21 protein-coding genes and 2 tRNA genes are annotated in these 25310 nt (G+C 30.8%); 15 read left to right on the forward strand and 8 right to left on the reverse strand.

The genetic code is table 11. From position 1 onward, the window contains the following. The first annotated feature begins 31 nt into the window (after nucleotides 1-31). Entirely contained in the window at nucleotides 32-2431 is a 2400-nt protein-coding gene (locus tag ACXAG4_RS05120) for a glycoside hydrolase family 31 protein (RefSeq protein WP_475294995.1), read from the forward strand. A gap of 24 nt (nucleotides 2432-2455) precedes the next feature. On the opposite strand, the gene ACXAG4_RS05125 is transcribed toward ACXAG4_RS05120, so the two are convergent. Continuing rightward, a complete protein-coding gene (locus tag ACXAG4_RS05125; RefSeq protein ID WP_475294996.1) occupies nucleotides 2456-4273 on the reverse strand; it encodes a cation:proton antiporter in 1818 nt (605 codons plus the stop codon). Nucleotides 4274-4470: 197 nt separating this feature from the next. Here ACXAG4_RS05125 and ACXAG4_RS05130 point away from each other — a divergent pair, with 197 nt between their 5' ends. From ACXAG4_RS05130 to ACXAG4_RS05160, 7 genes are all read left to right on the forward strand, one after another. After that, nucleotides 4471-5331, forward strand: coding sequence for an MBL fold metallo-hydrolase (locus tag ACXAG4_RS05130; protein ID WP_475294997.1), 861 nt, complete (start codon nucleotides 4471-4473; stop codon nucleotides 5329-5331). Nucleotides 5332-5343: 12 nt separating this feature from the next. Then, nucleotides 5344-6942 (forward strand): S8 family peptidase, encoded by a 1599-nt coding sequence (locus ACXAG4_RS05135; protein ID WP_475294998.1) that lies wholly within the window; start codon nucleotides 5344-5346, stop codon nucleotides 6940-6942. 45 nt (nucleotides 6943-6987) lie between these two features. Further along, complete coding sequence (locus ACXAG4_RS05140) at nucleotides 6988-8802, forward strand: M1 family metallopeptidase (RefSeq protein WP_475294999.1); 1815 nt, start codon at nucleotides 6988-6990, stop codon at nucleotides 8800-8802. A gap of 121 nt (nucleotides 8803-8923) precedes the next feature. Further along, nucleotides 8924-9298 (forward strand): ribonuclease P protein component, encoded by a 375-nt coding sequence (rnpA, locus tag ACXAG4_RS05145; RefSeq protein WP_475295000.1) that lies wholly within the window; start codon nucleotides 8924-8926, stop codon nucleotides 9296-9298. 39 nt (nucleotides 9299-9337) lie between these two features. After that, the gene (locus ACXAG4_RS05150; protein WP_475295001.1) at nucleotides 9338-10972 is read left to right on the forward strand and encodes a S41 family peptidase; all 1635 of its coding nucleotides are present in this window, start codon (nucleotides 9338-9340) and stop codon (nucleotides 10970-10972) included. A 113-nt stretch (nucleotides 10973-11085) separates the two neighbouring features. Beyond that, nucleotides 11086-11958, forward strand: a complete 873-nt coding sequence (locus tag ACXAG4_RS05155; protein WP_475295002.1) for an OmpA family protein — start codon at nucleotides 11086-11088, stop codon at nucleotides 11956-11958. A gap of 41 nt (nucleotides 11959-11999) precedes the next feature. Continuing rightward, nucleotides 12000-13352, forward strand: a complete 1353-nt coding sequence (locus tag ACXAG4_RS05160) for a T9SS type B sorting domain-containing protein (RefSeq protein WP_475295003.1) — start codon at nucleotides 12000-12002, stop codon at nucleotides 13350-13352. Nucleotides 13353-13368: 16 nt separating this feature from the next. Here the strand turns inward: ACXAG4_RS05160 and ACXAG4_RS05165 are convergent, their stop codons facing one another. The 3 genes from ACXAG4_RS05165 to ACXAG4_RS05175 are packed head-to-tail and all read right to left on the reverse strand — an operon-like array spanning nucleotide 13369 to nucleotide 15194. Next, nucleotides 13369-13812 carry a GNAT family N-acetyltransferase gene (locus ACXAG4_RS05165; RefSeq protein ID WP_475295004.1) on the reverse strand — a complete coding sequence of 148 codons (444 nt, stop codon included), beginning with the start codon at nucleotides 13810-13812 and terminating at the stop codon, nucleotides 13369-13371. Between the two features lie 35 nt (nucleotides 13813-13847). Then, a complete protein-coding gene (locus ACXAG4_RS05170; protein WP_475295005.1) occupies nucleotides 13848-14759 on the reverse strand; it encodes a cation diffusion facilitator family transporter in 912 nt (303 codons plus the stop codon). Next, entirely contained in the window at nucleotides 14760-15194 is a 435-nt protein-coding gene (locus tag ACXAG4_RS05175) for an RpiB/LacA/LacB family sugar-phosphate isomerase (protein ID WP_475295006.1), read from the reverse strand. 576 nt (nucleotides 15195-15770) lie between these two features. Here ACXAG4_RS05175 and ACXAG4_RS05180 point away from each other — a divergent pair. The 4 genes from ACXAG4_RS05180 (at nucleotide 15771) to ACXAG4_RS05195 (ending at nucleotide 19897) form a co-directional block, all read left to right on the forward strand. After that, entirely contained in the window at nucleotides 15771-18002 is a 2232-nt protein-coding gene (locus ACXAG4_RS05180; protein ID WP_475295007.1) for a ribonuclease R family protein, read from the forward strand. 21 nt (nucleotides 18003-18023) lie between these two features. Beyond that, a complete protein-coding gene (locus tag ACXAG4_RS05185; protein ID WP_475295008.1) occupies nucleotides 18024-18326 on the forward strand; it encodes a YbjQ family protein in 303 nt (100 codons plus the stop codon). Between the two features lie 75 nt (nucleotides 18327-18401). Beyond that, nucleotides 18402-19076 carry a head GIN domain-containing protein gene (locus tag ACXAG4_RS05190; RefSeq protein ID WP_475295009.1) on the forward strand — a complete coding sequence of 225 codons (675 nt, stop codon included), beginning with the start codon at nucleotides 18402-18404 and terminating at the stop codon, nucleotides 19074-19076. A gap of 122 nt (nucleotides 19077-19198) precedes the next feature. Next, entirely contained in the window at nucleotides 19199-19897 is a 699-nt protein-coding gene (locus ACXAG4_RS05195; RefSeq protein ID WP_475295010.1) for a LysE family translocator, read from the forward strand. A 20-nt stretch (nucleotides 19898-19917) separates the two neighbouring features. Here ACXAG4_RS05195 and ACXAG4_RS05200 read toward each other — a convergent pair. The 3 genes from ACXAG4_RS05200 to folB all read right to left on the reverse strand — a co-directional run bounded on the left by ACXAG4_RS05200 (nucleotide 19918) and on the right by folB (nucleotide 20591). Continuing rightward, nucleotides 19918-19987: transfer RNA gene (locus tag ACXAG4_RS05200), tRNA-Cys, on the reverse strand. Between the two features lie 72 nt (nucleotides 19988-20059). Next, a tRNA-Cys gene (locus ACXAG4_RS05205) sits at nucleotides 20060-20131 on the reverse strand. An 88-nt stretch (nucleotides 20132-20219) separates the two neighbouring features. Next, a complete protein-coding gene (gene folB / locus ACXAG4_RS05210; RefSeq protein ID WP_475295011.1) occupies nucleotides 20220-20591 on the reverse strand; it encodes a dihydroneopterin aldolase in 372 nt (123 codons plus the stop codon). A gap of 213 nt (nucleotides 20592-20804) precedes the next feature. On the opposite strand from folB, the gene ACXAG4_RS05215 reads away from it, so the two are divergent. The 3 genes from ACXAG4_RS05215 (at nucleotide 20805) to ACXAG4_RS05225 (ending at nucleotide 24311) form a co-directional block, all read left to right on the forward strand. Further along, nucleotides 20805-22805, forward strand: coding sequence for a glutamine--tRNA ligase/YqeY domain fusion protein (locus ACXAG4_RS05215; RefSeq protein ID WP_475295012.1), 2001 nt, complete (start codon nucleotides 20805-20807; stop codon nucleotides 22803-22805). A 71-nt stretch (nucleotides 22806-22876) separates the two neighbouring features. Beyond that, complete coding sequence (locus ACXAG4_RS05220; protein WP_475295013.1) at nucleotides 22877-24034, forward strand: GNAT family N-acetyltransferase; 1158 nt, start codon at nucleotides 22877-22879, stop codon at nucleotides 24032-24034. Nucleotides 24035-24104: 70 nt separating this feature from the next. Next, nucleotides 24105-24311: a hypothetical protein gene (locus ACXAG4_RS05225; protein ID WP_475295014.1), complete on the forward strand. Its 207-nt coding sequence runs from the start codon at nucleotides 24105-24107 to the stop codon at nucleotides 24309-24311. Between the two features lie 48 nt (nucleotides 24312-24359). On the opposite strand, the gene ACXAG4_RS05230 is transcribed toward ACXAG4_RS05225, so the two are convergent. Further along, nucleotides 24360-25289 (reverse strand): SPFH domain-containing protein, encoded by a 930-nt coding sequence (locus tag ACXAG4_RS05230; RefSeq protein WP_475295015.1) that lies wholly within the window; start codon nucleotides 25287-25289, stop codon nucleotides 24360-24362. Nucleotides 25290-25310 lie beyond the last annotated feature (21 nt).

Genomic DNA, 25310 nt, shown 5'->3' on the forward strand with positions numbered 1-25310 from the left:
TTCGTTTACTCATAACTAACTGATTTTATTTATGATACTTAATACCGAATTAGAATACAAAGGCGATTTATTCCCTTCAAACATTATAAACTACGAAAAAGATGTAGATGTTCTACATTTTACAACCGCAAACAATGTTATTTTACAACTTACCGTTTTAAGAGACAGTGTTTTAAGATTTAGATATTCAACCGTAGGAAAGTTTAACAAAGACTTCTCATATGCCATTGATGAAAATGCTAGCCGTGGTTTTAACCATCTTGAAATAACTCAAGATGATGAAAAATACATTGTAACTACCGCAAAACTTATTTGCCATGTTTACAAAGTAGATTTAAGAACTTCAATACTAGATGCTAAAGATGATACCATAATTTGCCAAGATGAATTAGGGTTTCATTGGGAAGAAAGCTATGAATTAGGTGGCGATATTGTTAAAATGAGTAAAGTAGCCCAAACAGGTGAAAGCTACTACGGCTTAGGTGATAAACCAGAACATGTAAACTTAAAAGGCAGACGATTTGAAAATTGGGCTACAGATTCTTACGCATTTGGTAAAAATACAGATCCTATTTACAAAGCCATTCCGTTTTACACAGGTTTACACAACAAAAAATCATACGGTATATTTTTTGACAATACTTTTAGAACCTATTTTGATTTTTGTCAAGAAAGACGTAACGTAACAAGCTTTTGGGCTTCAGGTGGCGAAATGAATTACTATTTCTTCTACGGTCCAGATATGCAAGATGTAGTTGTAAGCTACACAGATTTAACAGGTACGCCAGAGTTACCACCATTATGGGCTTTAGGGTATCACCAATGTAAATGGAGTTACTACCCAGAATCTCAAGTTAAAGAAATAACTCAAAAATTTAGAGACTTAAAAATACCTTGTGATGCCATATATTTAGATATAGATTACATGGAAGGTTTCCGTTGTTTTACTTGGAGTAAAGAGTATTTTCCGGAGCCAAAACGCATGGTTAAAGAATTAGCCGATGATGGTTTTAAAACCGTTGTAATTATAGATCCGGGTATTAAAATAGACATGGATTACGATGTATTTCGTGAAGGTTTAGAAAAAGATTACTTCTGTAAACGTGCCGATGGCCCTTATATGAAAGGTAAAGTTTGGCCTGGTGAATGTTATTTTCCAGATTATACAAGACCCGAAGTACGCGAATGGTGGGCTGGTTTATTTAAAGAACTAGTTTCTGAAATTGGGGTTAAAGGTGTTTGGAATGATATGAATGAGCCTGCAGTAATGGATGTTCCTGGTAAATCATTTCCACCAGACGTAAGACACGATTATGATGGCAACCCATGCTCTCACCAAAAAGCACATAATATTTACGGTATGCAAATGGCAAGAGCCACATACCATGGTTTAAAACGCTTTAATTACCCTAAACGTCCGTTTGTAATTACACGTTCGGCTTATTCAGGCACACAACGTTATACCTCAACTTGGATGGGTGATAACGTAGCCACTTGGGAACACTTACAAATAGCAAACATACAAGCGCAACGTTTGGCTCTTTCTGGTTTCTCCTTTGCGGGTTCTGATATTGGTGGTTTTGCTGAACAACCTAACGGCGAACTTTACGCTCGTTGGATTCAATTAGGCGTTTTCCACCCGTTTTGTAGAACACACTCATCTGGTGACCACGGCGAACAAGAACCTTGGACATTTGGTACTGAAATAACCGATGTTGTTAGAAAATTTATAGAACTTAGGTATCAATTACTTCCGTATTTATACACAACCTTCTATCAGTATCATAAAAATAACGTACCCATGTTAAAATCATTGGTGTTATTTGACCAAGAGGATATACAAACGCATTACAGAACCGATGAGTTTATTTTTGGAAACCAAATGTTGGTATGCCCAATAAATGAACCAAATTCTAAAGGAAGACGTATGTATATACCACGTGGTGATTGGTATAACTACTGGACAAACAATATTGTTTCTGGTGGTAAAGAAATGTGGGTTGATGCAGATTTAGATGAAATGCCTCTATTTGTTAAAGCTGGTACCGTAATACCTAAATACCCGGTACAGCAGTATGTTGGTGAAAAAGATATTGACCAACTTACTTTAGATGTGTACTTTAAAGATGGTAAAGAAGATTCTCAACTTTTTGAAGATGCCAATGATGGCTACGATTACACAAAAGGACGCTACAGCCTAAAGAAATTTAACTTAGCGGGTAATAGTGATAAACTTATTATTAGAATTCATAAAACAGGAGAATATGTAACTTCTTATAACACTTATAAAATTAATATTATAGGGCTTCCTTTTAATGTAAAATCTATTAAAGTTGATAATGAATATGTAGATTTCTCAGATGTACAATTTGAAAATAACACACTAGTTGTTAATAAAGAATTTACTAACCTACAACTTAAAGCAGATTAGTACGTTTTAATACAACAAAAACACTTAAAAAGGCTTTCCTAAATATACTAGTTGAAAGCCTTTTTCTATTTTAATAGATTTATTTATAGCTGAAATAATTTCTAAAACACCTTTTTTATCTTTTACCAACAAAGGTACCATAACATCATTTGAGCTGGTTATGTCAATAAGTTCTTCGTAGTGATTTTGATCTTTAATTTCAATTTCATGTATAAAAGGATATTGTAATGCAACGCTTGTTAATGAGTTAAAATCATCGGTTTGAGAAAATAAGCCTTCTTTTGGCATATTTTCAGGGTTGTTCATTTCTTCGGCAGTAATTAACCTAAATGATCCGTTTTCACCAAACTGTTCACTAAAACGGCTAATGGCATAGTGGTTAATATCTGCACTTCCGGTTAAAGCCATTAAAAACCCAACATCATTCAATTCAATATTATCTTCAAGAGACACCGAATAAATATCGGTATTTATAGCCTCTAAGCCCATTTCTTTAGCTTGCCTTACGTTATTATGGTTACTGTCAATAAGTACAACGTGCCTGTTATTATCTACTAAATATTTACCAATTAAACGCGCTACGGGTGATGCACCTACAATTAAAATACCATCAGAATTCTTTAAAAATACACCAATTAGTTTTGCAAAAAAACGTGCTGTAGTGGCGTTTAAAAGTACAGTACCTAGTACTACCATAAATACTAAAGGTGTTAAGTAGTTTGCATTTACAACATCTTCGGCCATTAATTTACTACCAAAAAGTGATGCAATACCAGCAGCTACAATACCACGCGGGCCTACCCAACTTATAAATACTTTTTCATTAAAAGTTAATTTAGAGCCATATGCGCTTAAAAACACGCCTAATGGCCTAATTATAAACACTACTACTGCAAATAGTGCAGCGGTTTTCCAGGTAGCTAATAACATTAGGTTTTCAAAATCTATATTAGCAGCTAATAGTATAAAAAGTACCGATATTAGTAAAACACTTAAAGACTCTTTAAAGTATAGTATTTCTTTTAAATAAGAATCGTTTTTATTACCTAAAACCATGCCCATTACCACTACCGATAATAAGCCAGATTCATGCGCAAAAGTATCAGATAATACAAATAACCCTAATACGGCTGCTAATGAAAACACATTCATCAAATAATGTGGTATTAGTTTTTTCTTTACTAAAAAGTGAAAACCATGCGCAAACGTAAAACCAAAAGTGCAACCAAAAAGTATAATTTTACCAAACTCTATTAATGCTGTTTTGGTAAAACCACCACCACCGCCAACAAAAATAAATTCAAAAACAATTACAGCTACTAGCGCACCAATGGGGTCTATTAAAATACCTTCCCATTTTAAAACGGTAGATACATCTTTTTTTAAAGGAATGTTTCTTAAAATAGGGGTAATTACTGTTGGGCCAGTAACTATTATTAATGCTGAAAACAGAAACGACAGTTCATAATCTAAATTAAAAAGGTAATGTACGGCAATAGCACCTACAAAAAACGTAACTAAGGAGCCTATTGATATAAGCTTTGTTATAACACCTGTAGTGTTTTTAATTTCGCGTAATTTTAGGGTTAAACCTCCTTCAAATAAAATAATACTAATGGCTAATGATACAAAGTAGTATAAACCTTCGCCCGGGAACAGGCCTTTTTCGCCATTCCAAATAGGTTCAATCCATTTATAGCCATCATCACTAATAAACTCAGCAGCAATGGGGCCAACAAATAAACCAATTAAAATTAACGGTAAAATTGCAGGAATTTTAAGCTTCCAAGCAAACCATTGGGCTAAAATTCCTAGAATAATAATTCCAGATAGTTCTAACATAAAAACGTTTTTAAGTTCACTAATATAAATAAATCCTTTGGTTTTGTGTTTTTAAGTGTATTTTTTATAAAAAGAATAACTTTTGTTTTAAATTATTACCTTTTAAGGTGTTTTTTTACAGTCCGTTTTAAAATACTCTCTTAATATATTCTTAACAAAACTCAATTTTTGTTGCGATTTTTTTAATTTTACAAACTATGACATTATACCCAATAAATGCTGGTAATTTTAAGCTAGATGGTGGCGCTATGTTTGGTGTGGTACCAAAATCTTTATGGCAAAAAACAAATCCGGCCGATGCCAATAATATGATAGATTTAACAGCACGTTGCTTGTTAATAGAAGATGGTAAAAGGCTTATTTTAGTTGATACGGGCATGGGTAATAAGCAATCTGAAAAGTTTTTTGGTTACTACCACCTTTGGGGCAACCACACTCTAGAAAGTTCATTAAATAAACACGGTTTTACTAAAAATGATATTACCGATGTATTTTTAACACACTTACATTTTGATCATTCTGGCGGATGTATTGAATGGAATAACAATAAAACCGGTTACCAACCTGCCTTTAAATATGCACATTTTTGGAGCAATAAAGACCATTGGCAATGGGCTACGCAACCCAATGCCAGAGAAAAAGCATCGTTTTTAAAAGAAAACATTATTCCAATTGAAGAAAGTGGCCATTTAAAGTTTACTGATATTCCTGAAACTGATATTTTAAAAAATTCAGCATTAGGTTTTGATATCTTTTTTGCAAATGGGCATACTGATAAACAAATGATTCCTATGGTTAACTACAAAGGAAAAACCATTTGTTTTATGGCAGATTTATTACCAACCGTGGGGCATTTGCCACTACCATACGTTATGGGTTATGATACTAGGCCGCTTTTAACCCTTTCAGAAAAAGAAAAATTTCTAAATATAGCAGCAAAAAACAACTACTATTTATTTTTAGAACATGATGCGCATAACCAAATTATTACCGTTAAAAACACCGAAAAAGGTGTAAGACTCAATAATATTTATACAACCCAAGAAATATTCAATTAATAAAATTAAAACATGAAAACATTAAAAGTTTTAACTGCTTCGGCATTTTCTGCATTCCTAATATCTAGCTGTGGCTCTGCAGATATTCTTTCTACTCCTATAGAAAATATTGATACTACCCCTTTAAAAGTTTCAGAATTAACAAAAGCTGAAAAAGAAAATTGGGGACATTTAGATTTGGTAAAAGATACCATACCTGGTATGAGTGTTGATAAAGCCTATGCCGAAATAATTAAAAACAAAAAAGGTCAAAAAGTAATTGTTGCTGTTATAGATTCTGGTATTGATATTGACCATGAAGATTTAGATGATGTTATTTGGACTAATACCGATGAAATACCAAACAACGGAATAGACGACGATAAAAATGGTTACATTGATGATGTACACGGTTGGAACTTTTTAGGCGATGGTTACAATGAACAATTAGAATTTGTTAGAATTTTAGCCACTGGAGACACTTCAAACCCAGATTATGCCAGAGCACAAGCTGAATATGATGCCGAATACCCTAAATGGATGGAGCGTAAAACACGCTATGAGCAAATATTAACACAAGTAAAAGGCGCTCACGATGTTTTTAAAGCTCATTTTGGTAAAGAAAATTACACCAAAAAAGACGTAAATGCTATTAAAACTGAAGATGAAAAACTAAATCAAGCTGTGCAATTAGCAAAATTTATGTACGGCAACGGTTTAGAGTCTTTACCCGATGCTATTGATGAACTATCAAACGGTTTAGAAAGTATTAACGAACGTTTAAACTACAATTTAAACAAAGAATTTAAAGGACGTTTAACAGGTGATGACCCTAATGACTTTTCAATAAAAGGTTATGGTAACGGAAACGTAAAACCAGTTAAAAAAAGTGAAAGCCACGGTACACACGTAGCTGGTATTATTGCTGCCGAACGTAACAACGGTAAAGGCGCAAACGGTGTTGCTAATAATGTTGAAATTATGAGTATTAGAGCTGTACCAAACGGCGATGAATATGATAAAGATGTTGCTTTAGCTATAAGATATGCTGTTGATAATGGTGCAAAAGTAATTAATGGTAGTTTTGGTAAAAGCTTTTCTCCGCATAGTGATAAAGTACGTGAAGCCATAGCTTACGCAAGTAAAAAAGATGTAGTTTTTGTACATGCTGCTGGTAATGATAGTAAAGATGTTGATACTGAACCTAATTTTCCTGATGATAATGTAAATTATGTTGAAGTTTCAAATTCATATATTAGAGTAGGTGCATTAGCTCCAAAATATGGTTCAAACTTACTTGCTAGTTTTTCTAACTACGGTAAAAAAAATGTTGATGTTTTTGCTCCTGGTGCGCAAGTGTACTCTACTACTCCAGAAAATGAGTATGATACAAAAGGTGGTACATCAATGGCTGCGCCTGCTGTAGCTGGTGTTGCTGCTTTAATTCGTTCATACTACCCTAAATTAAGTGCTGCTCAGGTTAAACAAATTATTATGGACTCTGGTTTGCCTGTTAAAAGTAAAGTTGTTGTTGGTGGTAACAGTGATGATGTAAGACCATATGGCGATGTTGTAAAATCTGGAAAAATAGCCAATGCTTACAATGCATTAATTATGGCTTCAAAAATGTAAAAAAAAAGAAACCAAAAACAATTTTTAAAATAAATACGTAAATTAATGATTCGTTATTATTCAGCTTTTCTATTTGTAATGGTATTATTGGGTTGTAACACACCTAAAAATGCTACTACACCCACAACACCAAACACACCATTAACATCCAATAATTCAACCCATAACACTGCTTATTGGCAACAGCATGCAGATTATACTATGGAAATTGATATGGATGTTAATAACTACCAATACAACGGAAAACAAACATTAGTTTACACAAATAATTCACCCGATGTTTTAAATAAAGTGTTTTACCACTTGTATTTTAATGCCTTTCAACCTGGTAGTGAAATGGATGTACGTTCGCGCACCATTGCAGATCCAGACCCTAGAGTTGGAGATCGTATTAGCAAATTAAAACCAAATGAAATTGGTTACATGAAAGTGAACAGCTTAAAACAAAACGGTGAAACTATACACTATGAAACCGTTGGAACCATATTAGAAGTAACTTTAAATAAACCTATTTTACCAGGTGAAAAAGCTACTTTTAATATGGATTTTAACGCACAAGTGCCGGTTCAAATACGCAGATCTGGAAGAAATAATAAAGAAGGCGTAGCTTTATCTATGACGCAATGGTACCCTAAATTAGCCGAGTATGATTTTGAAGGTTGGCATGCAGACCCATATATTGGTAGAGAATTTCATGGTGTTTGGGGTAATTTTGATGTAAAATTAACCATTGATAAAAACTACGTAGTTGGCGGTACTGGTTATTTACAAGGAAATCCTAAAATAAATGGTAATAAAAAAACATTACACTTTAAAGCACCAAAAGTACATGATTTTACTTGGGCTGCAGATCCTGATTATATTCACGATACAAAGCAAGTGCCTAATGGCCCATTATTAAACTTTTATTACAAAAATACTTTAGATGCTCAAACAAAAGCTTACTGGAAAAAGTTTCAACAAAAAACAGTTGAACTTATGCAATATTACAGTAAGCATATTGGTAAATATCCGTACAATCAATACTCAGTTATTCAAGGGGGCGATGGCGGAATGGAATACGCTATGTGTACACTAATAACTGGTAAACGTAGTTTTGGTAGTTTGGTGGGCGTTACAGCGCACGAGTTAGCACACACTTGGTTTCAATTTTTATTAGCCACAAACGAGTCTAAACACGAGTGGATGGATGAAGGTTTTACAAGCTACATAAGTGATGCTGCAATGAATTATGTAATGAAAGAAAACAAAAAAAACCCATTTGCTAATGCCTACAAAGGCTATATTTATTTAGCAAACTCTGGCAAAGAACAACCGCTTTCTACACATGCCGATAGGTATACTTTTAATCAAGCTTACGGTATTGCTGCTTACAATAAAGGTGAAGTGTTTTTAGCACAATTAGGCTATATAATTGGCAAAGAAAATTTGAAAAAAACTATAAAAGAATATTTTAATATTTGGGCCTTTAAACACCCAACACCAAATGATTTTATTAGAGTTGCCTCAAAAGTTTCTGGTTTAGAATTAGATTGGTATTTAACAGATTTTACACAAACCGCCAATACCATAGATTACGGTGTAGCTGCAATTGAAGACAAAACCGTTACATTACAGCGTTTTGGTGTAATGCCAATGCCAATTGATGTAACCGTTACGTATACTGATGGTACTACTGAAAATTTTTATATACCATTACAAATGATGCGTGGCGAAAAACCAACAACAGCAACTATAATTAAAGATTGGGCTTGGGCATACCCAACCTATACTTTCAACACATCAAAAACTGTTAAAAGCGTTAGTATTGATCCTGAAGAAATGATGGCCGATGTTAACAAAAAGAATAATACCAAGTAATAAATACTTCAAAATATTATAAATTTTAAAAGCGATTCTTTACACGAATCGCTTTTGTTTTTTATAAAAAAGCATGTCATTTTATAATTTGCTACCTTTGGTTTTTGTTAAAAACAAACCATTGAAATTTACCTACTCAAAAAAAGAAAAACTTAAAAGTAAAACATTAATAAACCTGTTGTTTTCTGAAGGACAATCGGTTTCAGTATATCCATTGCGTTTAGTATTTTTAAAAACATCGTTTCCAGAAAATATTGTAGCAAAAACAGGCGTATCTGTTGGTAAGCGGTACTTTAAAAAAGCTGTTGATAGAAACCTAATAAAACGCTTATTAAGAGAATCTTATCGCTTAAATAAACCATCATATTTTAACAACATAACAACACAATATGCGTTCATGATTTTGTACATTGGAAAAGAAAAACCATCATTTGCAAAAATTCAAAGCAAAATGAATACACTATTCAATAAATTTTCAGAAAAAGTTAACAACTAAACTATTTGCCAATAGTATTTGTTTCAAAAAACATAAAACATGAAAAAAATTATAAAAAATAAATTTGTGCTTTTAAGCTTAGCTTTTACTGTTTTTTTAAGCACTACAGCTTTTAAAAACGATTTTTTTGAAATAGCCAAACAAATAGAAATTTTTACTACAGTTTTTAAAGAACTCAACATGAATTATGTTGATGAAACCAATCCTGCCAATTTAATGGATACCGCTATAAAAAGCATGTTGGCAGATCTTGATCCGTACACAAATTTCATGAACGAGCAAGATGTAGAATCTGCCAGAATTAATAACACAGGCGATTATACTGGTATTGGCGCAAAAGTTAAAACCCTAAAAGACAAACTGATAATTGTTGAGCCTTATAAAAATTATCCTGCCGATAAAGCGGGCTTAAAAGCAGGCGATGAAATAATAAAAGTTAATGATACACGTATTGAAGATTACAAAGAAAACAGTGGTAATTTACTAAAAGGCACTGCAGGATCTACCATAAACGTAACCTATAAACGCCAAAATAAACTGGCCACCGCTACTATAAAAAGAGCCGAAGTTGAAATTAAAGCGGTACCTCATTTTTCAATGGTAAATGATAAAACAGGCTATATTGTTTTAAGTAAATTTAACCGTAAAGCGCATGCTGAAACCAATTATGCACTACGAGATTTAAAAGCACAAGGTGCAAAACATATTATTTTAGATTTACGAGGAAACCCCGGTGGTTTACTAAACGAAGCTATAAAAATTGTGAACCTTTTTGTACCAAAAGGCCAACTGGTGGTTACCACAAAATCTAAAGTAAAAAAATACAATAAAACATACTACACGCAAGCTGAACCTATTGATACTGAAATTCCGTTAGTTGTTATTATTGATGGTAATAGTGCATCGGCAAGTGAAATTGTTTCGGGTGCATTACAAGATTTAGATAGGGCAGTGGTTGTAGGCTCTAGAAGTTTTGGTAAAGGCTTAGTACAACGCCCAAAAGCACTAACTTATGGTACACAGGTAAAAATTACAATTTCTAGATATTACACGCCTTCAGGCAGATGTATTCAATCTTTAGATTATTGGAATAGAAACGAAAAAGGTGAAGCTGTACGTGTTAAACAAGAAAATTACAACGAGTTTAAAACTAAAAACGGACGTAAAGTTTTTGATGGCGGCGGTGTTTTGCCCGATGTTATCTTTCCAGCTTCAAAAAACTCAACCATTACAAATGCTATTTTAAATGACGATTTAGTTTTCAATTTTGCCACTAATTTTTACTACAATAACACCATTGAAAACATTAATACTTTCACTTTAAGTGATAAGCATTTTTCAGAATTTAAAAACTATTTAAACGCCAACAAATTTTCATTTGAAACAGATACTGAAAAAGCACTTTTTAAAGCTTTTGAAACCGCAACTAAAGAAGAATTGAATGATAATATTGAAAAAGAATTTAACGCCTTAATTTCTAGTTTAAACAACTCAAAAGAAACAGTGCTTAATGAAAATAAAAACTTTTTATTAACATTACTTACCGAAGAAATTGTAAAACGCTACGTTTACCGCGAGGGTTTATATGAATACTATAAAATACACGATGAAAAAATAAAAAAAGCTACTAGTATTCTTGGTAGCCCAACTACATATTTAAGCTATTTAAAGTAAAACACCTTGTTTTTTATCCTTAACAAAAAGCAATTAAACCCAAAAAACACCTAATTTAAGCGCCAATTGCTTAAAAATATTATATTTATATCCCTAATTAATAGCAACCTACAATGAATAAACTACACGTATTTATATTATGCTTCATACTTACCTGTAAGTTTACTTATGCCCAAAAATTAACGCACGAAGTATATTTTGATACAGATAAGTTTACAGTACCATCAACTGAAGAAAGCCGGTTACTTTTATTTATTTCAACATTAACTGATATTGATATTGAAACTATTTCTATTTATGGTTTTTGTGATGATGTTGGCGCAGATACCTATAATTTAAAACTCTCACAACAAAGAGCTAATACTATAAAAAATATATTTTCTGAAAACGAAATAAGCGAAAATCTTATTACTAACGTTGATGGAAAAGGCGAGGTGTTACTTAAAATTGTTGATGAAAAAAATGCCATTAAAATACGTGGTTTAAATCGTAAAGTTGAAATTATAGTAACTCCAAAACCCGAAGTTATACCAGAAAAAGTAGAAGAAGAAATTATTACTGTTGCTACTATTGAAAAAAAGAAAACCGAGCAAGAACAAATTAAAGGTGATGTTAAAGCTGGCGATAAAATTGTATTTGAAAACATTCTATTTAAAACAGGTTACGCTACGGTAACACCAAACTCAAAAAAAACTTTAGAAGCCATAGCTAAAGCATTAGCTGAGCGTAAAAACATTTATTTTACCATACAAGGGCATGTGTGCTGCACAAAATTTTCTAGAGATGCTATTGATAGAAAAACAAAAAAGCGAAACCTATCGGAAGCCAGAGCAAAATATGTACATGATTATTTTGCAAAAAAAGGAGTTGATAAAAGACGTATGCGTTACATGGGTATGCGCCGAAAATTTCCTTTAGGTGGCGACCCTAAATTTGATAGAAGAGTAGAAATTCTTATAACATACGTTGGTAAAGAAAACCCTTAAAAATGCTGCAAAAAACTACATATTTAATACTTGTTTTAAACATGTACGTTTTTTCGCAAAACACAGCAATACCCGATTCTAATTTTGAGCAAGCTTTAATTGATTTAGGTTTAGATACTGCACCAATTAATGGTATTGTTCCTACAGCAAATATAGCTTCATTAACAAATTTAAATATAGAATCTAAAAACATTAATAACCTTACTGGTATTGAAGATTTTACCAATTTAATGGTGCTAGAATGTGCAAATAATAATATTTCAAACATTAACATTTCAAACAATACTAACTTAACCCAATTGTTTGTTAATAATAATGCTCTTACTAATATTGATGTTACTAACAACAGTTTGCTTCAAATTTTATGGTGCGATAATAACCAAATAAGTAGCTTAAATGTTACTCAAAATCCAAATTTAATTTCAGTAGCCTGTGGTAATAATAATATTACTACACTTGATGTTTCAAACAATACAAAACTTAATGTTTTAGTTTGTGATAATAACCAACTAAGTAACTTAAATATTTCTAAAAATACTACCTTAAATAGGCTACAATGCGCGGGTAATTTATTAACTAGTTTAAATGTATCATTAAATACAGATTTAGCTTTTTTATACTGTAATAACAACCAAATTAATACCTTAAGTTTAAATACACGTTTAATTGAAATTAACTGTAGTTTTAATAATTTAAGTGTTTTAAACCTATCGGAAAACAGCAGACTTACTCAAATAAATGTTAGTTATAATAACCTTTGTAGTTTAAATGTTAATAACGGTAATAATAGTAATTTCACCCTATTTGATTTTTCAGAAAACAATAATTTAAATTGTGTAATTGTTGATAACCCTAACGGAAATCATTCTAATTGGAATCCGGTTAATTTTTCAAATTATGTAAACACTGAAAGTGCTTGCGAAGATTTAATTCTGGTTGATGAATTACCCGATGTTGTTGGCCCTTCATACACCTTACCAGTACTAACAAATGGCAATTACTTTACCCAGGCTAATGGTAATGGTAATGCCCTTTTTGCTGGTGATGTTATTAACAATTCGCAAACAATTTTTATTTATAATAATACAGCCTGTTACAGCAACCAATCTAATTTTTATGTGTTAATAACTAACGCTAGTTTTTATATACCTAAATACTTTACACCTAATAATGATAATACCCATGATACTTGGAAAGTAATTGATAATACGGGTACATTTTTATCTATAAATATTTATAATAGATATGGTAAATTGTTAAAAACTTTACAGCCTAATAATTTAGAATGGGATGGCACGTATAACGGTAATACTTTAATTTCAGATGACTATTGGTATGTTATTAACAGACAAAATAATAAACCCATAAAAGGACATTTTACACTAAAAAAATAGATTGTTAGTTTAATTATTAACCTTTTAACATAGCAACATGCGGAATGTTATCTTCAAGATAAGGTTCTCCAATTTCTTTAAAGCCTAAATTATTATAAAATTTTACAAGGTAACATTGTGCTGAAATTTTAATAGTAGTTTCATTAAAATAGTTATTAACAGCAGTTATTGATGCATTCATAATATTATAACCATAGCTGTGTTTGCGTTCATTTTTAGCTACTACAACTCTACCAATACTTGCGTTTTCAAAGTAATCGCCTGGTTTAAAAATTCGTGTATATGCCACAATTTTATTGTTTTTAATACCTAAAATATGAATGGCATTTTGGTCTTTGTAATCTATATCTTGGTATACACAATCTTGTTCAACAACAAAAACTTCGCTTCGTAATTGTAAAATATTATAAAGCTGGTTAATTGTTAATTGGTTAAAAGTTTTGGTTTGTATTGTTAGCATATTAATTTACATTGTGAAAGAGATAAAAAAACGTATTAATCTTGTACAATAATATCTTTAATATCATCTTTATTAAATTCTGGTTGAATGGTTACATGATTAATATGATATTTTTCTTGTAAAAGTTTTTCAATTGTTAATAAGATGTTGTCAAACTCTGTAATACTTACATTTTCATTTAAATCTAAATGTGCCTCTAAATGCAGCTCATCATCACTTAAATTCCAAATATGTACATGGTGCAATTTTTTTACTTTTGGTAGGCTATTAACATTAGATACAACATCTTTAATATCAATATGTTCTGGTGTAAAAAGCATAAGCATTTTTGTAGATGATTTTAACAAAAAATAGCCCACCCAAATTAAGTAAAGCGCTATTAAAAATGTTAATAAACTATCTACCCAAAAAAGCCCGTAATACTTCATTAACAAACCACCTATTAACACAGCTATACTTGCTAACATATCTGTTAATAAGTGTATGTAAGCCGATTTTATATTAAGGTTATTACCAGAATCTTTTTTTAACAACAGTACACTAAACCCATTACCAATAATAGCTAACAATGCTAAGATAATAACTAGGTTAGATTGTATAGTTTCTGGGTTTTTAAAGCGTAAAATAGCTTCTTTTATTAAAATAATAGCTACAATTATTAAGGTAGTAGCGTTAATAAAAGCAGCTAAAATTTCGGCACGTTTGTAACCAAAAGTTTTATCTTCAGAGGCTTTTTTTTGGGTTAGTTTTGTTGCTACATAACTAACAACTAATGATATAACATCACTAAAATTATGTAAGGCATCACTTAATAATGATAAACTGCCAGAAACCAAACCGCCTATAACTTGCGCAATGGTTATTAAAATGTTTAAAAAAATAGAAATAATAAGATTTCTACCTTTTAAAGTAGTATGGGTGTGATTATGGTTTTGGTTATGAGCCATTTAGCATGAAACCGGAATTTTATCTATTCTATTTTGGTGGCGGCCACCTTCAAAAGTTGTATTTAAAAATGTTTCAACCATTGCTATAGCTTGTGGTATAGCTGTAAATCTTGCAGGAATACAAATAATATTTGCATTATTATGTGCTCTAATAAGTTCTACAATTTCTTTATTCCAAGCTAAACCAGCACGAATTTTTTGGTGCTTATTAGCTGTCATAGCTACACCGTTGGCGCTTCCACAAATTAAAATACCGTATGTAGATTTTTCATTTTCAACATCTTTAGCTACCGGATGCACAAAATCAGCATAATCTACACTATTATTACTATCTGTTCCGTGGTTAATAACAGTAATACCTTTAGATTCTAAAAGTTCAATAATAGCAAATTTATAATCGGTACCAGCGTGGTCGTTTCCTATAGAAATAGTCATAACTTAATTTGTATTTTAATTTTTGGTAAAGTTAATAAATCAAAAGCTGTTAACTGTACTTTTAATTAGTTGTTAATATCTATTCATTAATTTCTAAAAAATAAAGTTGGAAAATTGCGTAAAAATTACAATCCATAACATTTGCGTAACATCCAAAATAGTTAATGTAAATTTTCTGTTAAGTTATTAGCACTAAAATGTACATTACTAACCAATGTTAAGAGATATAATTATTAAAAAAAGTATGTTTAATAATGTTATTAACAACTGTTAACAGTAATATTAAAAACCTTAAAAATAAATAAGTTAACTTAAAAATAATATGTTAATTTCCTATCAATAAAATTAAATAAGATACTTTTCAAAGCAAAGTTTAAAAAAGTTATACCACTTATTAACACACTATAATAACCATCATTTATTTTTTTAAATTTTTAAAAGAAAAAGATATTATAATATATAATGTGAATAACTGTTTTTTTAAATAAAACTAGCTTATAAAGAATTTAACATGGTCTTTAGTTAAAACTTAATATCTTTAGCACAATATATTGATTAAAAAAAATATCCATTAGGATGGCAAGAAACAACAGAAGGAGAGCAAAAAAGGGTATTCCTAATCTAACAAATACAATTTTAAGTCTTTTAAAAAAAGAACGCAACCAAGCTTTTAACTACAAGCAAATAGCTGCTAAATTACAAGTAAATGATGCTAGTAGCCGCAACCAAATAATAAAAACTTTAGCTAAACTAACTGCAAAAAAAGAAATTCAGGAAGTAGACAGAGGTAAATACAAAGCCATTGTTAATACAGAGTACCACATTGGTAAATTAGACATGACACCAAAAGGATCTGGTTACATTATTTGTGATGCTTTTGAAGAAGATGTGTTTATAGCCTCAAACAATGTTAATAGAGCATTGCATGGCGATGAAGTAGAATTTTATTTATATAAAAGACGCAAAAGAGGAAAACTAGAAGGCGAAATTACAAATGTTGTAAAACGAGAAAAAAACGATTATGTTGGTGTTATTCAAATACACAAAAATTATGCTTTTGTAGTGCCAGATAACCCAAAAATGTATAAAGATATTTTTGTACCAATTAATAAAACGTTTAATGCTGAAGAAGGTGATAAAGTATTGGTTAAAGTTGAAGATTGGCCAGAAAATGCCGATTCTCCTTTTGGTAGTGTAGTTAAAGTTTTAGGAAAACCAGGTGAGCATAATACTGAAATTCATGCTATTTTATCAGACTACGGATTGCCTTATGAATTTCCATACGAAGTTGAAGATTATGCCAATAAAATAGATACATCAATAACCAAACAAGAAATTGCAAAAAGACGCGATATGCGTAAAGATTTAACCTTTACCATAGACCCTAAAGATGCTAAAGATTTTGATGATGCACTATCTTTTAAAATTTTAGAAAATGGTTTGTTTGAAATTGGTATTCACATTGCCGATGTATCACATTACGTAAAAGAAGGCACCGTTTTAGATGATGAAGCTTATAATAGAGCCACATCGGTATATTTAGTTGATAGGGTAGTGCCAATGTTGCCAGAAATTCTGTCTAATAATGCCTGTTCTTTACGTCCGCACGAAGAAAAATATACCTTTTCGGCTGTTTTCAAACTAAATGATAAAGCCGAAATTAAAGACCAATGGTTTGGCAGAACAGTAACCTACAGTGATGCCCGTTTTGCTTATGAAGAAGCCCAAGCAATTATAGAACACAACCATAACTTAAATTTTAATGATGCACTGCAATTAAAAGATATTGAAACCACAATTCCAAGTGAAGTTTCACTAACAGGTAAAACTTATAAAACTACGCCAAATGTTGCACAAGCTGTTTTAATTTTAGATAAGCTAGCTAAAAAAATGCGCAGCAAACGTATGCGTAACGGTGCTATTTCTTTTGATAAAGTTGAAGTTAAATTCAATTTAGATGAAGAAAAAAATCCAGTTGGTGTTTTCTTTAAAACCAGTAAAGATGCCAATAAACTTATTGAAGAGTTTATGCTTTTGGCAAATAAAAAGGTGGCCGAATTTATTGGTAAACAAAACCCAAAAAAAACATTTATTTACAGGGTTCATGATGAACCAGACGATAGTAAACTTGCAGCATTACAAAATATTGTAGGCAGATTTGGTTATAAATTAAATTTTCAAGACCGCAAAAGTGTTACCGCATCTTTAAACAATTTATTAAAAGAAGTAGTTGGTAAAAAAGAACAAAATTTAGTGGATACTTTAACAATTAGAAGTATGAGTAAAGCCGAATATACTACTCACAATATTGGGCATTACGGTTTGGCTTTTAATTTTTATTCGCATTTTACATCACCCATTAGGCGTTATCCTGATGTTATGGCACACAGGTTATTACAACATTATTTAGATGGCGGAAAATCGGCTAATGAAGAGGCTTTTGAAGAAAAATGCCAACACTCTAGCAACATGGAAAATTTAGCCACTAAAGCCGAAAGAGATTCTATAAAATACATGCAAATTCGTTTTATGGAAGATCATAAAAATGAAGATTTTTTAGGCGTTATTTCGGGTGTAACAGATTGGGGAATTTATGTTGAAATAATTTCAAATAAATGCGAAGGTATGGTAAGTGTTAGAGATATAAAAGATGATCATTACGCTTTTGATGAAAGCCAATTTGCATTAGTTGGTAGAAATACCAAAAATATGTATCAATTAGGTGATGAGGTTATTGTAAAAGTTAAAAATACAGATCTTGTTAAAAAACATTTAGATTTTTTATTAGTAGGTAAACCTGAAGATTAATTCACAAAACATATTAAAAACATGATTTTAACAACAACACAAACTATTGAAGGTTATAAAATTGAAGATTATTTAGGTATTGTAACAGGCGTTAGCGTAAATATGCCAAAAGTATCATTGAGTTTTAATATGAAAAAATATTATCAATCTTTTGAAAAAAGAGTGCATGATATAAAAGAAGAAGCTTTTCAAAACTTAAAAGAAAACGCTAAAAATTTAAATGCAAATGCAGTGGTTGGTATAAATTTAGATATTGAAACATCAGATTCTACAGGCGTAATTTTTGTATCTGTAACTGGTACCGCCGTAAAAGTAGCTGTTTAATCTAAAAATTTTCTTAAAGTTATTTACAACGGAATAATTCTTGATAATTTTACGTTTAAATAAAAAACACTTCACATGAAACGTATATTAACACTAGTATTAATACTAACAACCACATTAAGTTTTTCACAAAAATCAATTGAAAAAGAAATAGGCGAGTTTAGTGAATTAAAAGTGTACGATTTAATAAATGTTGAACTCATAAGTTCAAATAAAAATAAAGTTGTTATTACTGGAAAAAATAGAGATAATGTATTAATTAACAACAAAAACGGAACACTTAAAATAAAAATGAGTTTTAGAGAAATTTTTGATGGTAACGAAACCAACATTAAACTTTATTACTCAAAAGTTGATATTATTGATGTTAATGAAGGCGCCAATGTATATTCTGATGATACTATAAAACAGTTTGAAATAGATTTAAAGGCCCAAGAAGGCGGTCAAATAAAAATTCCGGTTAATGTTACGTATGCTAACATAAAATCGGTTACAGGAGGTATTATTACAGTTTCAGGTAAAGCTAAAAGTCAAGATATATCTATATTTTCTGGCGGAATTTATAAAGGCGAAACGTTAAGCACTAATAAAACCGAAGTTGCAGTTAGAGCTGCTGGCGAAGCTTATGTAAATGCCACAGATGTAGTTGATGTAAAAATTAGAGCTGGTGGTGATGTGTTTATTTACGGCAACCCAAAAACTGTAAATGAAAATAAAGCACTTGGTGGCAGAATTAAACGTATGAAATAATTCTTAAAAAAATAACAAGTTACTTAAAACCATGCATTGCATGGTTTTATTTTTTAATAACAGTAAATAAGAGTAAAGAAAATCATAAAATATTTATTTACTTTGTAAAGCAATCTTTATAAATGTTAGACGATATACTTTCTGCTATTCCTTTTGGTATTGTACTTGCTTTTACAATTGGCCCTGTGTTTTTTGTACTTTTAGAAACCAGTGCCACAAAAGGTTTTAGAAGCGCCCTAATATTTGATTTAGGCGTTATTTTAGCCGATGTTATTTTTATAATAATAGCTTTTTTTAGCACCAATAAACTATTAGAAAAAGTAAAAGACGACCCTAATTTTTTAATTTTTGGTGGTGTACTTTTAATAGTTTACGGGCTAATATCGTTTATAAAAACCTCTAAATCGTTTAGAGAAATTGTTAGAGAATATCATAAAGTTGAAATAAAAAAAGGCTACGGAAAACTATTTTTAAAAGGGTTTTTACTCAATTTTATAAATATTGGCGTGCTTTTAGGTTGGGTAGCTTTTATAGTTTTAGCCAACACTTTAACCGAATCTAAGCAAGGTGTAGTAGTTTTTTTAAGTACCATTTTAGTAGTGTATTTACTTGTTGATATTTTAAAAATAGTTGTAGCAAAGCGCCTTAAAAATAAACTAACACCACGTTTAATTTTTAAAACAAAAAAAATAGTAGCCCTTGTAATTTTAGGTTTTGGTATTTTATTGTTTGTACAAGGTTTGTTTCCAGAAGCTTATAACAAAAACAAAGAAAAGCTTGAAGAACGTATAGAACCATTAAAAGAAAAGCTTCCAGTGTAAACTGAAAGCTTTTTTTATTGAGGCGTCGAATGGATTCGAACCACTGTACCAGGTTTTGCGAACCTGTGCCTACCACTCGGCCACAACGCCATTTTTAATATGTTATATGTGCTATTAGAATTCTTGTGAGGGAGACAAGAATTAGAAATTTAAAAAATCTAGAGGCGTCAAGCGGATTCGAACCGCTGTACCAGGTTTTGCAGACCTGTGCCTAAGCCACTCGGCCATGACGCCTTATTTATTTCTAAATTTTTGAATTAGTTTTCTTGGTGAGGGAGTCAAGAACAACGACTGCAAATGTAAAAAAAAATATTGCTTTTTCTTACTTAATTTTAATTTTTCGCTTATCAGTCATTTTTATCGTTACGCAAGCCACATCTCCACCTATTGGCGGATTAATTTTGCTAACCCAAACTGTTGCTTTTTTCACCATATCATCTTCAGTAAAAATTCTATCTAAAATACGTCTGGCAACCGTTTCTAACAATTTTGCGGGTATAGCCATTTCTTCTTTAATAATGCGGTTTAAAAAAACATAATCTACCGTATCACTTAAAGCATCAGATTTTGCCGAAGCTTGTAAATTAGCTTTAACTTCTAAATCAACTCTATATTCACTACCAATTTGAGTTTCTTCTTTTAAACAGCCATGGTAAGCATTAACTTTTATATTTTCAACCTTAATTACACCCATTATTTTAATAAAAAAATTACTTGTAAATGCTAAAATACTATACTTTGGTTTAATTTTATTTTATGATGCTATTTTTTAATAAATTTTTTAAAAATATAGGATCTTTAGGTATTCTAATTACAAATACAACCGTTTTTTCATTTGATTTTAAGAGTTTTTAAATGAAAAAATTCACGTATTTTTGGTTCCTATTTTATAGAAAAACATTTTACAATGTCTGAGGAAAGAAAATCACTCAATTTTATTGAGCAAATTATAGAAGAAGATTTAGCAAATGGCATGCCTAAAAATACTTTACGTTTTAGGTTTCCGCCAGAACCTAATGGTTATTTGCACATTGGGCATACTAAAGCTATTGGAATAAGTTTTGGTTTAGGCGAAAAATACAACGCGCCCGTAAATTTAAGATTTGATGATACAAATCCGGCTAAAGAAGAGCAGGAGTATGTAGATGCTATTAAGCGCGATGTAGCGTGGTTAGGCTATACATGGGATAAAGAGCTATATTCTTCAGATTATTTTCAGCAATTATATAATTGGGCTATTCAACTTATAAAAGAAGGCAAAGCGTATGTAGATTCGCAAACCAGTGAAGCAATGGCAGAACAAAAAGGTACACCAACACAACCGGGTGTAGATGGTCCTTTTAGAAACAGATCGGTTGAAGAAAACTTAGATTTATTTGAAAGAATGAAACTTGGTGAGTTTGATGAAGGCGAACATATTTTAAGAGCCAAAATAGATATGCAACACCCTAATATGTTAATGCGAGATCCTATTATGTACAGGATTTTAAAAAAGCATCATCATAGAACAGGTAATAATTGGTGCATTTACCCAATGTATGATTGGACACATGGTGAAAGTGATTACATTGAACAAATTTCACACTCTTTATGCTCACTAGAATTTAAGCCTCACAGAGAGCTTTATGATTGGTTCTTGGATCAAGTTGTTGATGAAGATAAATTACGCCCAAAACAACGCGAATTTGCACGTTTAAACCTAAGTTATACCATAATGAGTAAACGTAAATTACTGCAATTGGTTAATGATGGTGTTGTAAACGGTTGGGACGACCCGCGTATGCCAACAATATCTGGTTTACGCCGCAGAGGTTACACACCAAATGCATTAAGAAAATTTGTTGATACTGCAGGCGTGGCAAAACGTGATAATGTTATTGATGTATCACTTTTAGAATTTTGTATACGAGAAGATTTAAATAAAACGGCGCCAAGAGTTATGGCGGTTTTAAACCCTGTTAAATTAGTAATTACTAACTATCCTGAAGATAAAGTAGAGTGGTTAGAAGCCGAAAATAATCAAGAAGATGATAGTGCCGGTTTTAGAAAAGTACCTTTTTCTAGAGAATTGTACATTGAAAAAGAAGATTTTAAAGAAGAAGCAAGTAATAAATTTTTCCGATTAAAATTAGGTGGCCAAGTCAGATTAAAAAATGCCTACATTATTAAGGCCGAAAGCGTTGTAAAAGATGCTAACGGAAACATTACCGAAATACATTGTACCTATTCTGAAGATACAACAAAAAAAGTAAAAGGTACTTTACACTGGGTATCTATACAGCATGCTTTAAATGCTGAGGTTAGAGAATACGATAGGTTATTTATGGATGAAGCACCAGATGCTCACCAAGACAAAGATTTCATGGATTTTATTAACCCTAATTCTCTAAAAATTATTAAAGCTTTTGTTGAGCCAAGTTTAACTGAAGCTAAAATAGGAGATAGGTTCCAATTTCAACGTTTAGGTTATTTTAATGTTGATGAAGATTCTACTTCAAATAAATTAGTATTTAATAAAACCGTTGGTTTAAGAGATACTTGGGCAAAGGTAAAACCAAAACCACAAAACAATCAAAATACAAAACAGCAAAAGCCACAACAACAATCTCAACGGAAAGCTATTGATGTAATACAAAAGCTAGGTAAAAAGTACACTAATTTACCTGAAGCTAAACAACAAAAGGTTAGAGAAGAAATTTTAGAACTTGCTAACAATGTGAGTTATGAAGAGCTTGAACCTCTTTTTGGTACAGCTGTAAAAAAGGTTGGAACACGTATTGCTACAGCATTAACGTTAAGTGTTTTACTTAAAAATGGTTTAACTAAAAATGAAGCTGTAAATGATTTTATTACTAAAGCTTTAGAAGATAAAAATGAATTGTTAGTTGCTGAAGCACATTTATTATAAATACATTTTTTAGTAATTTTTTAATATAAATTTAGACTGAAGCCTATAACTTCAGTCTTTTTTATTTACCATTGATACATTTTAAAATTTTTAATACCGTTAATGAAATTCCGCAAGCATGGGATACATTACCTGTTAATGATGTTTTTTTAAAAACACCTTTTTTAAAAGCTTTAGAAGAAGCATTGCCAAGTAATATTTCATCATATTATATAGGTGTTTATAAAAATAACGCATTGGTTGGTATTGCTTTAATACAGCGTGTTCAAATGTATGTTAATGATGTTTTTAGAGATACATCAAACACATTTATAAAACAAGTGGGTAAAATATTGGTATCAAAATTTGTACGCGGAAATGGTTTGGTTGTGGGTAACTTAATGCATACAGGCCAACATGGGCTTTATTTTAATGCTTCGTTAATTTCTTATAATGAGTTTTTACAAACTTTAGAAAAAGCCATAGGTAAACTTAGTAAGCACATTAAAAAACGCTTCAATAAAAAAATAAGAATTGTAGTGTTTAAAGATTATTTTGAAGATGATAGTATTCACAAAAACACTGCATTTTTCAAAAATCAAAATTTATACAAAGTACAAATGCAACCCAATATGTTATTTCAAGTTAAAAATACTTGGGAAAACACTAATGATTATGTTGCGGCATTTAATAAAAAATATAAAAGACGTTTTAAAACCGCCCGTAAAAAAAGCAATCAATTAGTTTGCAAAGAACTAAGTTTAGACTTTATTAAAACAAACACAGAAGCCATTTATAGGCTATATAAACAAGTTTCAGATAATGCTAGAGTAAATTCCTTTAAGTTACCAATAAATCATTTTTTAAGTCTTAAAACACATTTAAAACAAGACTTTAAAATGTTTGGATATTTTTTAAACAATGAGCTTGTTGGTTTTTATTCTTTAATTTTAAATAATACCATTTTAGAAACTTACTTTTTAGGCTACAACAAAAATATACAACAAAGGTACCAATTGTACTTAAATATGCTGTTTAACATGGCTAGTTATGGTATTGAGAATAACTTTAAAACCGTTGTATATGCTAGAACTGCCATGGAAATTAAAAGTTCTATTGGTGCAAAACCTCATACAATGCATGTGTATTTAAAACACACTAACCACATTATTGCTAATACGGTTTTAAAATGCGTGGTAAAATATATGAACCCAATAAGAACTTGGGAAGAAAGGCATCCTTTTAAGTAATTTTAATAACTCTTTAAGATAAGTTGTTTTGTAAATTCAGTATATTATTTCAAACTAAAAATAAACATATATGAATGCTACAAACAATAAATTATTAACTGAAATTACTAGTTTAACAAGAAAAATTGAAGATAACTATCCGGAGTTACAAAAGTATTTAGATGAAAATAGAATAACCATTTCTAATGAAAATTTTAATGCATCAAGTATTAATACTGAAGAATTAGAAAATTATAAAAACACATTAAAATCACTTATAGAAAAATATAAAAATTAAAAAAACCTGTTCACTTTTTGAACAGGTTTTTTTTAATAGTTTACTTATTTATTCTTCATCATTATTTTTCTTCTTTTGTTTTTTCATGGCCTCACCAATTTGGTTACTTGCAGTAAAACTTGCAACCATATTGTTTAACATATCGCTTCCTGCTTGTGGTGAGTTTGGTAATAAAATTAAATTACTATTAGTTTCTTCACCAATAGATTGTAGTGTATCATAGTGCTGGGTTACTACAATAAGTGCAGATGCTTCTTGGCTGTTTATACCAACTCTATTTAAAACTTCAACCGATTCTTCTAAACCACGAGCAATTTCTCTACGCTGGTCTGCAATACCTTGTCCTTGTAAACGTTTGCTTTCAGCTTCAGCTTTTGCTTTTTCAACAATTAAAATACGTTGCGCATCACCTTCATATTGTGCAGCAATTTTTTCACGTTCAGAGGCATTAATTCTATTCATAGCTGCTTTTACTTGGGCATCAGGATCAATATCTGTAACAAGCGTTTTAATAATATCATAACCATATTCCATCATAGCATCGTTTAATTCAGATTTCACAGCAATTGCAATATCATCTTTTTTAACAAATACATCATCTAACTTCATTTTTGGTACTTCGGCACGTACTACATCAAAAACGTAACTTGTAATTTGATCATGCGGATAATCTAATTTATAAAACGCATCATACACTTTTTCTCTAATTACTTTATATTGAACAGATACTTTTAAGCGTACAAAAACATCATCTAAAGTTTTGGTTTCAACAATAACATCTAATTGCTGAATTTTTAAACTTAGTTTACCTGCAATTCTATCTACAATTGGAATTTTTAATTGTAAACCAGAATGACGAATACTTTGAAACTTACCAAAACGCTCAATAATTGCAGCTGTTTGTTGTTTCACAATAAAAAATGAAGAGATTAAAATAATTAATCCGAAAAAAATAATTGGATAAATAAGATAGCCCATGATAGAAATTTAATTGGTTTA

The sequence above is a fragment of the Seonamhaeicola sp. ABD4_175 genome, from assembly GCF_056160885.1.